Raw genomic sequence first — 13,248 nt, forward strand, 5'->3', positions numbered from 1 at the left:
CGTCCCCTGCCCAGCGCGGTCGGCGGTCTACCATGGCCCCGACACGAGCTCAGGGCACCGTGCGACCTGTGGTGGGGAGGCGCACACGTCCCTGGGAGCACCTCTGATGACGTCCACCACCACCCCCGCCGGCACCCCGGCCGGCACCGGAACGGGCCTCGCGGGGGCGCTCGCCCCCTTCGCCGAGCTGCGCCGCGCCGCGGGCACGCCGTACCTGGTCACCTCGTTCCTGGCGCGCCTGCCCATCACGGTGGTCCCGGTCTCGGTGCTCGCCGCGGTCACCGCCGGCACCGGATCCGTCGCCGTGGGCGGTCTGGCCGCTGCCGCCGCGGCGGTCGGCGAGGCCGTGGGCGGTCCGGGGCTCGGCGCCCTGGCCGACCGGCTCTCGCAGTCCGGGGGGCAGCGGCCCGTCCTGCTCGTCGCCGCCGCCGTCCACGTCGCCGCGCTGGTCGGCATCGCCCTCGGGGCCGCGAGCCTGCCCGTGCCGGCGCTGCTCGCGGTCACCCTCCTCGCCGGGCTCGCCCTCCCGCCCGTCGGCGCCTTCTCCCGCGCCCGGTGGATGCGCCGCACCCCGCAGCTCGTCCCCACCGCGATGGCCGCGGAGAGCGCCGCCGACGAGGTCGCCTACGTCATGGGCCCGGCGCTCGCGGGCCTCGTCGCGCTCGCCGGCTCGACCACGTGGAGCCTGTGGGTGGCCGCGGGCCTCGTGGCCGTCGCGGTCCCGGCCTTCGCGCTGCACCCCAGCGCGGTCTGGTCGGGCCCCGCCGCCACCGCTGCCGGGCCCGCTGCCGGGCCCGCTGCTGGGCCCGGTGCTGGGCCCGCGGCTGGGGCGTCCGCCGGGTCCGGCGCGGCCCGACCGCGCGGAGGCGCCGGGCAGCTGGTGCGCGCCCTCGCCGTCGTCCTGGCCGGGGCCGCGGCCATGGGCCTGTTCTTCGGCGGCGGCAACACCGCGCTGACCGCCGCGGCGCAGGAGGCCGGGCAGGTCGGCGCCGGAGGGCTCCTCGTCGCGGCGATGGCCGTGGGGTCCGCCTTCACGGCGGTCGCGATGGTCGCGGTGCCGGCGTCGGTGAGCCTCGCGCGCAGGCTCGGCCTGTCGTCGGCGGTGCTGCTGGTCGGCGTGGGGGCGATGGCGCTGTCGCTGGCCCTGACCCCCTCGCTGCTGGTGCTGGGGGCCACCACCGTGGTCGCCGGCCTGGCGATCGGCCCGGCGATGGTCACCATCACCTCCATGGCGGCCGAGCGCGCGCCGCAGGGCCGGGGGACCACCGCGATGACCCTGGTCGGCAGCGGCGTCGTGGTGGGCGTCGGCACGGGCGCGGCCGTCGCCGGGTGGCTCTCGGAGCAGCACGGCGCGCTGGCCGGCACGGCCGTGCTCGCCGCGGCCGGTGTCGCGCTGCTCGCCGTGGCGGTCGCCACCGCGCGGAGCCGGTCGTGACGCGCGTCATCTCCGGTGCCGCCGGCGGACGCCGCCTCGAGGTGCCCCGCGGCGCCACGCGCCCGACCTCCGACCGCGTCCGCGAGGCGCTGTTCTCCCGCCTGGAGCACGAGCGCGACCTCACCGGCGCCGTGGTGCTCGACCTCTTCGCCGGCTCCGGGGCCCTGGGCCTCGAGGCCGCGAGCCGCGGGGCCGGCAGGGTGGCCCTGGTCGACTCCGCGGCTGCCGCCGCCGCCTCGTGCCGCCGCAACGCCGCGGCCCTCGGCCTGCCCGGGGTGACCGTCCACGCCACCACGGCGGCCTCGTTCCTCGCCGCGGGGCCCGCCGCGCTGGGTGCGGCCGACGTCGTCCTGGTCGACCCGCCCTACGACCTCGCCGAGGACGCGCTCGCCGCGCTCCTCGCGGCCCTCGTGGAGCGCGGGTGGCTCGCGGCGCAGGCCCACGTGGTGGTCGAGCGCTCCTCCCGCACCCCGGAGCCGGGCTGGCCGCCGGGCCTGGAGCGCTACGAGGAGCGGCGCTACGGCGAGACCGTCCTGTGGTGGGCCGAGCCGAGCGTCGCGGCCGACGGCGCCGGCGGCACCTCCGAGCCTCCGGGGGACCGGCCGTAGGGTCGGCGCGTGCCCGAGACCGCGCCCGAGCGCGCGCCCACCCGGTGCGTCTGCCCCGGCTCCTTCGACCCGCCCACGCTGGGCCACCTCGACGTCGTCTCCCGCGCCGCCGCCCTCTTCGACGAGGTGGTCGTGGCGGTGCACGTCAACCCGGCCAAGTCGTCGCGGTGGAGCGCCTCCGAGCGCGTCGCGGCGATGGGGGAGGCCCTCTCCGAGGCCCTGGCCCCGTCCGACGCCGCCCGGGTCCGCGTCGAGGCCGTCGAGGGCGGCCTGCTGGTCGACCACGTGCGCGGGGTGGGCGCCACCGCCGTGGTGAAGGGCCTGCGCACGCCCGCCGACGTCACCCACGAGCAGCCGATGGCCCTGGTCAACCGCGACCTCGCCGGCGTGGAGACCGTCCTGCTGGTCGCCGACCCCCGCTGGGCCCACGTCTCCAGCTCCCTGGTGCGCCAGGTGCACGACCTCGGCGGCAGCGTCGAGCCCTACGTCCCGCCGGCCGTCCTGCGGCGGCTCGCCCGCCCCTGACGAGCCGGTTCGGGCTCACGGCCGGGACGGGGTAGGCTCACTCCTCGGTCTGGAGGCTGTCCGCCCTCGCTCCCTCGAGCGGGAGGTGCGCCCCGACCGCAGACCGACCTCTGAGGCAGAAGGACGATGGAACACCTCGACGTGCGCTCCCCGTACGTCGTCGACACCCGTGAGCTGGGTCGGCGGCCCGGGCTCTCGCGGCCCCTGCACCGCACGGTGCCGGCTCCGGCCGACCTCGGCACCGAGGTCATCGGCGTGCCCGAGGGGTCCGACCTGCGGCTCGAGCTGCTGCTCGAGTCCGTGGTCGAGGGGGTCCTGGTGTCCGGCACGGTTCACGGCGAGGCCGTGGGCGAGTGCGTCCGCTGCCTCGACCCGGTCGAGCGGTCGGTCGACGTGCGCGTCCAGGAGCTGTACGCCTACCCGGGTGCGGCGGCCGCCGACGACGAGGACCTGCAGGAGATGCAGGGAGACCTGCTCGACCTCGAGCCCGTCCTGCGCGACGCGGTCGTCCCCTCCCTGCCCTTCCAGCCGGTCTGCACCGTCGACTGCCCGGGCCTGTGCTCGCAGTGCGGCGTCCGCCTCGTCGACGACCCGCTGCACGACCACGACGACTCCGACCCCCGGTGGGCGGCGCTGCGACAGCTCGCTGCCAGCACCCCCACCGACGGAAGCACCAGCCAGAACACCACCGACGAGCGGCCCGCCGGGCCGGACAACCCGAGGAGCTGACCGTGGCGGTCCCGAAGCGCAAGATGTCCCGTTCGAACACCCGGCACCGCCGGTCGCAGTGGAAGGCCGCGCCCCTGACGCTGGTCGCCACCACCCGCGGCAGCGAGACCGAGTACTCCCTGCCCCACACCGCCCGCGTCGTCACCGACGCCGCTGGCACGCCCCTGTACCTCGAGTACAAGGGCCGCAAGGTCAAGGACCTCTGACGGCCCGGCGCCGTCGGCCCGCTGAGCCGCCGCGCGACCAGGTCCACGCCCGCCTCACCGAGCAGCTCGGTCTCGACGTCGAGACCGGGCTGCTCGAGCAGGCGCTCGTCCACCGCTCGTGGTCCTACGAGAACGGTGGGGTGGCGACCAACGAGCGCCTCGAGTTCCTCGGCGACGCCGTCCTCGGGCTCGTCGTGACCGACGAGCTGTACCACCGCCACCCCGACCTGCCCGAGGGCCGGCTCGCGAAGCTCCGCTCGGCGGTGGTCAACATGCGCGCCCTCGCCAGCGTGGCGCGCACCCTCGACCTCGGCTCCGCCGTGCGCCTGGGCCGCGGCGAGGAGGCCACCGGCGGCCGCGACAAGGACTCGATCCTCGCCGACACCACCGAGGCCGTCATCGGCGCCACGTACCTCTCGCACGGGCCTGACGCCGCCCGCGCGCTCGTGCTGCGCCTGGTCGCGCCCCTGCTCGCCCACAGCGAGGAGCTGGGCGCCGGCCTCGACTGGAAGACGTCCCTGCAGGAGCTCGGCGCCGCGCACGGCCTCGGGTCCGTCTCCTACGCCGTCACCGAGGACGGCCCCGACCACTCCAAGACCTTCACGGCGGTCGCGTCGTTCCCGGAGGCGCCCCGCGGGCCCGGCGTCGTGCCGCCGCCCTCGGGCCGCGGCTCCGGGCGCAGCAAGAAGGAGGCCGAGCAGACGGCGGCGGCCACCGCCTGGCGCCGCCTGCACGCCGAGCGCGGGGAGGCGCCCGCCGGGACGCGCGTCGAGACCGGTGCCTGAGCTCCCCGAGGTCGAGGTCGTCCGGCGCGGGCTGGCCCGCTGGACCACCGGCGCGCGCGTCGAGGCCGTCGAGGTGCTGCACCCGCGGCCGGTGCGCCGCCACGTCCAGGGACCGGCCGACCTCGTGGCGCGCCTGGTCGGCGTCCGCGTCGACGACGTCGTCCGCCGCGGCAAGTTCCTCTGGCTCGAGCTCGACTCCGGGGAGGCGCTGCTGGCCCACCTCGGCATGAGCGGCCAGCTGCTCCTGGAGCCCCCCGACGCCCCCGACGAGAAGCACCTGCGGGTCCGGCTGCGGCTGTCCGGTGACGCGCTCGAGGGGCGCGAGCTGCGCTTCGTCGACCAGCGCATGTTCGGCGGCCTGTCCGTCGTCGACCTCCTGCCCACCCCGGACGGCCTGCCCGGCGGCACCGGGGGGCTCGCGCCGGAGGTGCCCACCGCGGTGGGGGGCGACGGCGGCACCGCTGCGGCGCGGGGGCCCGTCGGCGTCCCGTCGAGCCCGCGCCTGCCCGAGGGCGTGGCCCACATCGCCCGCGACCCGTTCGACCCCCACCTCGACGAGGCGGCGCTGGTCGACAGGCTGCGCACGCGGCGCAGCGGGGTGAAGCGGTCCCTGCTCGACCAGGGGCTGCTCTCCGGCGTCGGCAACATCTACGCCGACGAGGCCCTGTGGCGGGCGCGCCTGCACGGCGAGCGACCGGCCTCCGGGCTCACCCGCCCGGGCGCCCGTGCGCTCCTCGGCCACGTCCGCGACGTGATGGCCGAGGCCCTCGCCGTCGGCGGCACGAGCTTCGACAGCCTCTACGTCGACGTGAACGGCGCCTCCGGGTACTTCGAGCGCGGGCTCGCGGTCTACGGGCGCGAGGGCCGGCCCTGCCCGCGGTGCGGGGCGCCGGTGCGGCGCGAGGCCTTCGCCAACCGCTCCTCGCACTCCTGCCCGGTCTGCCAGCCCCGCCCCCGGACCGTCCGCGCCTAGCCTGCCGGGGTGGCGCAGCTGGAGGCCGTGGTGAGCGGCGTGGTGCAGGGGGTCGGGTTCCGCTGGTGGGTCTCCCGCCGGTGCGAGCAGCTCGGGCTGGACGGGGCGGGGGAGAACCGCTCGGACGGCACCGTGCTGGTCACCGCGTCCGGGGGACCGGACGCGCTCAGCCGGCTGCTGGCCGACCTGCGCGAGGGCGGTGCCGGGCGGCCCGGCTCCGTCGAGGAGGTCCGGGCCACCTGGGGCGAGCAGCCGACCTGACCGCCCCCCCGGGCACCCTCCCGGACGGGGTCAGCCGCGCGCGGTGCGCAGCGCCGAGGTGCGGTCCTGCAGGTCCAGGACGACGGCGGGACCGCGGTGCAGGTCGACGTGGCGCAGCACGCACCCCCCGTGCGCGGTCCGCACGGCCACCGAGCCGGTCGGACCGTGGCGGTTCCACTCCACGGAGGTCACCTCGCCGAGCGGGATGCTGGTGCACTCGCCGCCGTCGCGGGGGTCCTGCGCCACGACCACGCGCGCGTCGGTGACGGCGAGCAGCCCCCGGCCGCCGTCGACGGCGCCCACGAGCAGCTCGCGCACCTCCTCGTCGGCGGGCACGTGCGCGTCGAGCGTGCGGTGCAGCGTGCGCCCGGTGAGCCACAGGTGCTCGCGGTCGCGCACGTCCAGCAGCTCGGGGTGCACCTGCTGGCGGGTGCGCGTTCCCAGCGATCCCAGGACAGCCATCGTCGTCCTCCTCCGGTCGTCTCGAAGGTCTCGGCCGGTCGGTCGGGGCCGCTGCCCATGCTGCTCCCGGGCGCCCGGCGGTTCCACCCGCGGACGGCCCCAGGGCCTGTGGAGGTGCTCCGCGGTCCCTGGGTGCCGCCTGGGAGGGTGGATCACGCCGTCCGGGCCCGGGCGTCGGGCCCGGCGGCTAGCGTCGCGGCGTGCACCTGAAGACGCTGGTCCTGAAGGGCTTCAAGTCCTTCGCGTCGGCGACGACCCTGCACCTGGAGCCCGGCATCACGTGCGTCGTGGGGCCCAACGGGTCGGGCAAGTCGAACGTCGTCGACGCCCTGGCCTGGGTGATGGGCGAGCAGGGCGCCCGCTCCCTGCGCGGCGGCACCATGCAGGACGTCATCTTCGCCGGCACCGCGAAGACCGCCGCGGGCGGCGGCCGGCCGCCCCTGGGCCGCGCCGAGGTGTCGCTCACCATCGACAACGCCGACGGCGCGCTGCCCTTCGCCGCCCCCGAGGTGACGATCACCCGCACCATGTTCCGCACCGGGGGCAGCGAGTACGCCATCAACGGCACCCCCGCCCGCCTGCTCGACGTCACCGAGCTGCTCTCCGACACCGGCATCGGGCGGGAGATGCACGTCATCGTCGGCCAGGGCCAGCTCGACGCCGTCCTCCACGCCACCCCCGAGGAGCGCCGCGGGTTCATCGAGGAGGCCGCGGGCGTCCTCAAGCACCGCAAGCGCAAGGAGAAGGCGCTCCGCAAGCTCGACGCGATGCAGGCGAACCTCGTCCGGCTGACCGACCTGTCCGCCGAGGTCCGGCGCCAGCTCGGTCCCCTGGCGCGCCAGGCCGACGTCGCCCGCCGCGCCCAGGTGGTCCAGGCCGACGCCCGCGACGCCCGCGCCCGCCTCCTCGCCGACGACGTCGCGCAGGCCGGGGCCGCGCTCGAGGCCGAGCTCGCCGACGAGGCCGTGGCCGCCGACCACCTCGCCCGCCTGGAGGAGCAGCTGGCCGCGGCGCGGGCCCGTCTGCACGCCGCCACGACCGCCGAGCGCACCGCGGCGCAGGTGCTCGCCCCGGCCGAGCAGGCGTGCCACGCCCTCGTCGCCCAGCGCGAGGGGCTGCGGGGCACCGCGGCCCTCGCGGCCGAGCGGGAGCGCTCGCTGCGCTCGCTCGCCGCCGCCCCGGTGGGCACCGGTCGCGACCCCGACGAGCTCGACGCGGCGGCCCAGCGGGCCCGCGAGGCCGAGCAGGCGCTGGCCGCGCAGGTGGTGGCCGCCCGGTCGGCGCTGCAGGCGGCCTCCGCCGCCGTCCGCGCGGCCGAGGCCGAGCAGGCCGCGCACGAGCGGGCGGTAGCCGCCGCCGCTCGTGAGGCCGCTGACCGCCGCGAGCGCCGCGCCCGGCTGGAGGGCGGAGCCGCCGCGGCGCGCGGCAGGCTCGAGGCGGCGCGGGCGGAGGCGGCGCGGGCGTCCGAGCAGCTCGCCGCGGCCCGGGAGCGCGACGACGCCGCGCAGCGCGCCCTGGCGCGGGCCGGGGGCTCCGGCGCGGCGGGGCCGACGGGCGCCGGCGGTGAGCCGGGCGCCGACCCCGTGGGGGAGGAGGCCGCTGCGGCCGCCTCGTCGCTGGCCGACGCCGAGGCGCGGCTCGGCGCCGCCCGGGCCGCGGAGCGGGCGGCCGAGCGCGACCGGGCCGGCGCCGCCGCGCGCCTGGAGGCCCTGGAGATGGGCCTGGCCGACCGCCGCGACGGCCCAGGGGTGCTGCTGGCCGCGGGGGCCCGGCTGCCCGGGGTGCTGGGCTCGCTCGCGGGCCTGCTGCGGGTGGAGCCGGGCGCGGAGGACGTGGTCACCGCCGCCCTGGGCGACCTCGCCGAGGCCGTGGCGGTGGAGTCCCTCGACGCCGCCGTCGACGCCCTGCGCCTGCTGCGCTCCGAGGGCGCGGGCCGCGCTGACCTGGTGGTCCTGTCCGGGAGCGCCGCGCAGACCGCCGCAGGAGCGCCCGACGGGTCGCGCCGCGCCCGCCGCGCGGCCCACGCCCCCGACGCTCCGACCGCTGCGAGCGGTGCGCCCGGCGACCGCGCCGCCGAGCTCGTCCGCGCGCTGGCGCGCGACCTGGAGGGCGTCGCCGGGGTCGAGGGGGCCCGCCCGGTCGCTGCGCTGGTCTCGGTGGACGGCGGTGTCGGCGGCGGTGTCGGCGGCGGGGGCGAGGGGGGTGGCCAGGACGGCGTCGGCCGGGCCGTGGCCGGGCTCCTCGCCGCGCACGTCGCCGTCCCGGGTCTGGCGCAGGCGCGTGCCCTCGTCGCCGCACGACCGTCCCTGGTGGCCGTCACCGAGGCGGGGGAGGTCCTGCGGGCGGGTGCGGCCCGGGGCGGCGCGGCCTCGGGCACCAGTCGCGTGCACGTGCAGGCCGCCGCCGACGCCGCCCGCGAGGCCCTCGCCGGCCTCGAGCGCAGCGGCGCCGCGGCGCGCGCCGAGCTCGCCGCGGCGCAGGAGGCCGCGGAGCGGGCGCGCGCCCGCCGTGACGCGGCCCTCGCCGACCTCTCCGCCCGCGACGCCGCCGCCGCGCAGGTGGCGCGCGTCGTGGGGGAGCGGACCGCCGCCGCCCGGGCCGCAGCGGCCGAGGTGCGCCGGGCCACCGAGGCGCTGGCCCGTGCGGACGCCTCGGCAGCGGCGCAGGCCCAGCGGCTGGAGGCGCTGCAGGGCGAGCTCGCCGCCGCCGAGGCGGCTGACAGCGCTGCGGCCCCCGCCGCAGGCGGGGACCCCGCGGCGGGTGGGGCGGACGAGACCGGCGCCGCCGAGCGCAGCCGCCTCCTGGCGGGGGCGTCCACCGCCGCGCGGGCCGCCGAGGTCGAGGCCCGGCTCGCGCTGCGCACCGCCGAGGAGCGCGACCGGGCCAGCAGCGGGCGCGCCGACGGCCTCGCCCGGGCCGCGCGCACCGAGCGCGCCGCGCGGGAGCGCGCGCTCGAGCAGGCGGCGCGCCACCGCGCGGCCCTCGCCGTCGCCGCCGCGGTCGGCGCGGGGGCGGCCACCGCCCTGGACGTCCTGGAGGAGGTGCTCGCCGGGGCGTCCCGCACGCGCGAGGAGGCCGCCGAGCAGCGCCGCGCCGCCGCCCAGGAGGTCGGCTCCGGGCGGGCCGGCGTCGACCGCCTGGCCGCCGAGGTGGCGGCGCTCACCGACGCGGCCCACCGCGAGGAGGTGGCGCGGGTCGAGCAGCGCGCGCTGCTCGACGCCCTGTGCGCCCGGGCACCGCAGGAGCTGGGCCTCGAGGCCGACGTCCTGGTGGCGGAGTTCGGGCCCGACCGCCTGGTGCCGACCTCCGCGGCGCCCCCGCCCGAGGGCGAGGAGGCCCCCTCCGGGGTCCCGTACGTGCGCGCTGAGCAGGAGGCGCGGCTCGCCCGCGCCGAGCGCGACCTCAAGCGCCTGGGCCGGGTGAACCCGCTGGCCCTGGAGGAGTTCTCCGCGCTGGAGGAGCGCTCGGCGTTCCTCACCGCCCAGCTGGACGACCTGCGCACCACCCGCGCCGACCTGCTCGAGATCGTGCGGACCGTCGACGAGCGGGTGCAGCAGGCCTTCGCGGAGGCCTTCGCCGACACCGCCGCCGCCTTCGAGCGGATCTTCCCGCGCCTGTTCCCGGGGGGTGAGGGGCGCCTGGTGCTCACCGACCCGTCCGACCTGCTCACCAGCGGCGTGGAGGTCGAGGCCCGCCCCGCGGGCAAGCGCGTCAAGCGGCTGAGCCTGCTCTCCGGCGGCGAGCGGTCGCTGACGGCCGTGGGGCTCCTCGTCGCGATCTTCACCGCGCGCCCGAGCCCATTCTACGTGCTCGACGAGGTCGAGGCGGCCCTGGACGACGCGAACCTGCGCCGCCTGCTGGCGGTGCTGGAGGAGCTGCGCGCCACCAGCCAGCTCATCGTCATCACCCACCAGGAGCGGACGATGGAGGTGGCCGACGCCCTCTACGGCATCACCATGCGCTCCGACGGGGTGACCACCGCCGTGGGCCAGCGGCTGAGGGAGCGCGCGCCCACCGCCTGAGCCGGGTCTGGGAGGCTGGGGGCGTGGAGACGCTCGAGCTCATCATCGGCGCCGTCGTGCTCGTCGGCGTCCTCGCCGCCGGCCTCGCGGTGGGGCTGGTGCGCCGCGGCCGCAGCGCCGCGGAGCGCACCCTGCGCCGCTCCGGCGGCGGGGACGACCGGCGCGACGAGGGCCTGCGGCCCGGCGTCGGCGACGACGCCGAGGAGCCGCGCGACAGCGCCACCCGCACGATCGACACCCTCCCCCCGCCGGACCTGCTCGGTGTCCCCGACGCGGTCGCCGTCCCGACCGAGCCGCTGCTGGAGCGCCCCGCGCCGGTCGCTGGCCGCCTGGTCCGCCTGCGCGAGCGCCTCGCCCGCTCCAACAGCGCCCTGGGTCGCGGCCTGCTGGCCCTCCTCTCGCGCGACACCATCGACGAGGAGACCTGGGAGGAGGTCGAGGACACCCTGCTCCTGGCCGACCTCGGCGTCGGCCCCGCCGGTGAGCTGGTCGACCGCCTGCGCTCCCGCGTCCGCACCCTGGGGGAGCGCGACCCGCAGCGCGTCAAGGGCATGCTCCGCGAGGAGCTGCTCGCCGTGGTCGACCCCGCGATGGACCGGACCCTGCGCGTCGAGCGCCCCGTCGAGGCCCCCGGGCACCCGGCCGTGGTGATGGTCGTCGGGGTCAACGGCACCGGCAAGACCACCACGGTCGGCAAGCTCGCCCGCGTGCTCGTCGCGCAGGACAAGGACGTCGTCCTCGGCGCCGCCGACACCTTCCGCGCCGCCGCCGCCGAGCAGCTGGCCACGTGGGGCGAGCGGGTGGGCGTGCCCACGGTGCGCTCCGACCGCGAGGGCGCCGACCCCGCCGCCGTCGCCTTCGACGCCGTCAGGACCGGCACCGAGCTGGAGGCCGACGTCGTCCTGGTCGACACCGCCGGGCGGCTGCAGAACAAGGCCGGGCTCATGGACGAGCTCGGCAAGGTCAAGCGCGTCATCGAGCGCAGCGGCCCGGTCAGCGAGGTGCTGCTGGTGCTCGACGCGACCACCGGCCAGAACGGCCTCAAGCAGGCCGCGGTGTTCTCGCAGGTGGTCGACGTCACCGGGATCGTGCTCACCAAGCTCGACGGCACCGCCAAGGGCGGCATCGTGGTCGCGGTGCAGCGCGAGCTGGGCGTGCCCGTGAAGCTCGTCGGGCTCGGCGAGGGCCCCGACGACCTCGCCCCGTTCGACCCCGAGGCCTTCGTGGACGCCATCCTCGGCTGACACCCGGCACGCGTCCGACGGCGCGGCGGCGCCCCTGAGGCCCTGACCAGGGCTCCTCACAGGCCCCCGGGGCTTCGCCGGGAGCGCGCGAAACACAGAGTTCACACCCGCGGGGGCGACGACACGGTGCGGTAACAGCGGGGGAACGCCGGGGAGACGGCGCAGGGGCACCTTCTTCTCAGCGCCCCCGCGACCGGGGGCTCGCGGCCGCCGGAGGACGGCGCCGCCCGAGGTACCCCGGCCCGCGGAGGGCCGCGCTCTCGCAGGAGGTAAGCCGATGGTCGACACCGGCGCGACCGCCTGGGTCCTGACCAGCGCCGCCCTGGTGCTGCTGATGACCCCCGGTCTCGCGCTCTTCTACGGCGGCATGGTCCGCCCGAAGAGCGTGCTGAACATGATGATGATGAGCTTCGGCGCCCTCGCGCTGATCGGCGTCCTCTGGGTCCTCTACGGCTACTCGATGGCCTTCGGCGACGACGTCGGCGGCGGCCTCCTCGGCGACCCGACCCAGTACCTGGGCCTGAAGGGCCTCATGGAGGACACCACCTCCGAGGCCGGCGGCCTGCCCGCCATGGCGTTCGTGGGCTTCCAGGCGGCCTTCGCCATCCTCACCGTGGCCCTCATCTCCGGCGCCATCGCCGACCGCGTGAAGTTCTCCACCTGGATGGTCTTCGCCGGCATCTGGGCGACGCTGGTCTACTTCCCCGTCGCGCACTGGGTCTTCGACTTCAGCAACGACGAGACCGGCCACGTCGGCGGCTGGATCGCCAACGGCATCGAGGCCGTCGACTTCGCGGGCGGCACCGCCGTCCACATCAACGCCGGCGTCGCCGGTCTGGTCCTCGCGATCATCATCGGCAAGCGCCGCGGCTTCGGCCGCGAGCCGATGCGCCCGCACAACCTGCCCCTGGTGATGCTCGGCGCCGGCCTGCTCTGGTTCGGCTGGTTCGGCTTCAACGCCGGCTCCGCCCTCGGCGCCAACAACACCGCCTCGGTGGTCTGGGTCAACACCCTGGTCGCCACCAGCGCCGCCATCCTCGGCTGGCTGCTGACCGAGCGCCTGCGCGACGGCCACGCCACCTCCCTGGGCGCCGCCTCCGGCGCCGTCGCCGGCCTGGTCGCGATCACCCCGGCCTGCTCGGCGCTCAACCCGATCGGCTCGATCGTGGTCGGGGCCCTCGCCGGCGTGCTCTGCGCCCTGGCCGTCGGCCTCAAGTACAAGTTCGGCTACGACGACTCGCTCGACGTCGTGGGCGTCCACCTGGTCGGCGGTCTCTGGGGCACCCTCGCCATCGGCTTCTTCGCCGTCGAGAACGCCCCCCAGGGCGCCAGCGGCCTCTTCGACGGCGGGGGCCTGGCGCTGCTGGGCACCCAGGCGGTCGGCGCCGGCGCGGTGCTGGCCTACTCCGCGGTGCTGACCGCGATCATCGGGTTCGCCCTCAAGGCCGTGATGGGCTGGCGCATCCCCGAGGAGGACGAGGTCTCGGGCATCGACCAGCACCAGCACGCCGAGTCCGGCTACGACCTCGTCGGCAGCTTCGGCGGCCACGGCCCCTCCGCCGGCCCGGTCGCCAGGTCCACCACCCGCACCTCCGAGGGAGCCCAGGCGTGAAGCTCATCACCGCGGTCATCAAGCCGCACAAGCTCGACGACGTGAAGAGCGCGCTGGAGTCCTTCGGCGTGCAGGGCATGACGGTCTCCGAGGCCAGCGGCTACGGCCGCCAGCGCGGTCACACCGAGGTCTACCGCGGTGCCGAGTACACCGTCGACATGGTGCCGAAGGTCCGCCTCGAGGTGCTGGTCGACGACCTCGACGCCACCGGCGTGGTGGAGGCGGTCGTCAAGGCCGCCGCCACCGGGCGCATCGGTGACGGCAAGGTCTGGGTGGTCCCCGTCGATGACGTCGTGCGCGTGCGCACCGGCGAGCACGGCGCCGACGCCCTCTGACCACGGGCTGACACCCTCCGGGCGGTGCCCCCGTCGCGTCCAGCGGCAGGG

Annotated in this window: 13 protein-coding genes; 12 read left to right on the forward strand and 1 reads right to left on the reverse strand. The window is 77.7% G+C overall.

The window, feature by feature from the left end; genetic code table 11:
• Positions 1 to 106: 106 nt before the first annotated feature.
• The 8 genes from F1641_RS20775 to F1641_RS02505 all read left to right on the forward strand — a co-directional run bounded on the left by F1641_RS20775 (position 107) and on the right by F1641_RS02505 (position 5,522).
• On the forward strand, positions 107 to 1,435 hold the full coding sequence (locus tag F1641_RS20775; RefSeq protein WP_194902863.1) for a hypothetical protein: 1,329 nt from the start codon (positions 107 to 109) through the stop codon (positions 1,433 to 1,435).
• The gene (rsmD, locus tag F1641_RS20780; RefSeq protein WP_194902864.1) at positions 1,432 to 2,043 is read left to right on the forward strand and encodes a 16S rRNA (guanine(966)-N(2))-methyltransferase RsmD; all 612 of its coding nucleotides are present in this window, start codon (positions 1,432 to 1,434) and stop codon (positions 2,041 to 2,043) included. The genes F1641_RS20775 and rsmD overlap by 4 nt, the downstream gene beginning before the upstream one ends.
• A 9-nt stretch (positions 2,044 to 2,052) precedes the next feature.
• Positions 2,053 to 2,568, forward strand: a complete 516-nt coding sequence (gene coaD, locus F1641_RS02480; protein ID WP_194902865.1) for a pantetheine-phosphate adenylyltransferase — start codon at positions 2,053 to 2,055, stop codon at positions 2,566 to 2,568.
• A gap of 126 nt (positions 2,569 to 2,694) precedes the next feature.
• Positions 2,695 to 3,297, forward strand: coding sequence for a DUF177 domain-containing protein (locus F1641_RS02485; protein ID WP_194902866.1), 603 nt, complete (start codon positions 2,695 to 2,697; stop codon positions 3,295 to 3,297).
• 2 nt (positions 3,298 to 3,299) lie between these two features.
• A complete protein-coding gene (gene rpmF, locus F1641_RS02490; RefSeq protein WP_194902867.1) occupies positions 3,300 to 3,503 on the forward strand; it encodes a 50S ribosomal protein L32 in 204 nt (67 codons plus the stop codon).
• Positions 3,500 to 4,288, forward strand: a complete 789-nt coding sequence (rnc, locus tag F1641_RS02495) for a ribonuclease III (protein WP_194903319.1) — start codon at positions 3,500 to 3,502, stop codon at positions 4,286 to 4,288. Before rpmF ends, rnc begins: the two co-directional genes overlap by 4 nt.
• Positions 4,281 to 5,261, forward strand: a complete 981-nt coding sequence (locus F1641_RS02500) for an Fpg/Nei family DNA glycosylase (protein ID WP_194902868.1) — start codon at positions 4,281 to 4,283, stop codon at positions 5,259 to 5,261. Before rnc ends, F1641_RS02500 begins: the two co-directional genes overlap by 8 nt.
• A 9-nt stretch (positions 5,262 to 5,270) precedes the next feature.
• A complete protein-coding gene (locus F1641_RS02505; protein ID WP_194902869.1) occupies positions 5,271 to 5,522 on the forward strand; it encodes an acylphosphatase in 252 nt (83 codons plus the stop codon).
• 30 nt (positions 5,523 to 5,552) lie between these two features.
• Here F1641_RS02505 and F1641_RS02510 read toward each other — a convergent pair whose 3' ends face one another.
• The gene (locus F1641_RS02510; protein WP_194902870.1) at positions 5,553 to 5,984 is read right to left on the reverse strand and encodes a hypothetical protein; all 432 of its coding nucleotides are present in this window, start codon (positions 5,982 to 5,984) and stop codon (positions 5,553 to 5,555) included.
• A 200-nt stretch (positions 5,985 to 6,184) separates the two neighbouring features.
• Here F1641_RS02510 and F1641_RS02515 point away from each other — a divergent pair, with 200 nt between their 5' ends.
• The 4 genes from F1641_RS02515 (at position 6,185) to F1641_RS02530 (ending at position 13,197) form a co-directional block, all read left to right on the forward strand.
• Positions 6,185 to 10,006: an AAA family ATPase gene (locus F1641_RS02515; protein ID WP_194902871.1), complete on the forward strand. Its 3,822-nt coding sequence runs from the start codon at positions 6,185 to 6,187 to the stop codon at positions 10,004 to 10,006.
• A 23-nt stretch (positions 10,007 to 10,029) separates the two neighbouring features.
• On the forward strand, positions 10,030 to 11,250 hold the full coding sequence (gene ftsY, locus F1641_RS02520; RefSeq protein WP_194902872.1) for a signal recognition particle-docking protein FtsY: 1,221 nt from the start codon (positions 10,030 to 10,032) through the stop codon (positions 11,248 to 11,250).
• A 277-nt stretch (positions 11,251 to 11,527) separates the two neighbouring features.
• Positions 11,528 to 12,862, forward strand: coding sequence for an ammonium transporter (locus tag F1641_RS02525; protein ID WP_194902873.1), 1,335 nt, complete (start codon positions 11,528 to 11,530; stop codon positions 12,860 to 12,862).
• Positions 12,859 to 13,197, forward strand: a complete 339-nt coding sequence (locus F1641_RS02530) for a P-II family nitrogen regulator (protein WP_194902874.1) — start codon at positions 12,859 to 12,861, stop codon at positions 13,195 to 13,197. Before F1641_RS02525 ends, F1641_RS02530 begins: the two co-directional genes overlap by 4 nt.
• Positions 13,198 to 13,248: the final 51 nt, after the last annotated feature.

The organism is Quadrisphaera sp. INWT6, from assembly GCF_015390235.1.
Classification (GTDB): domain Bacteria; phylum Actinomycetota; class Actinomycetes; order Actinomycetales; family Quadrisphaeraceae; genus Quadrisphaera.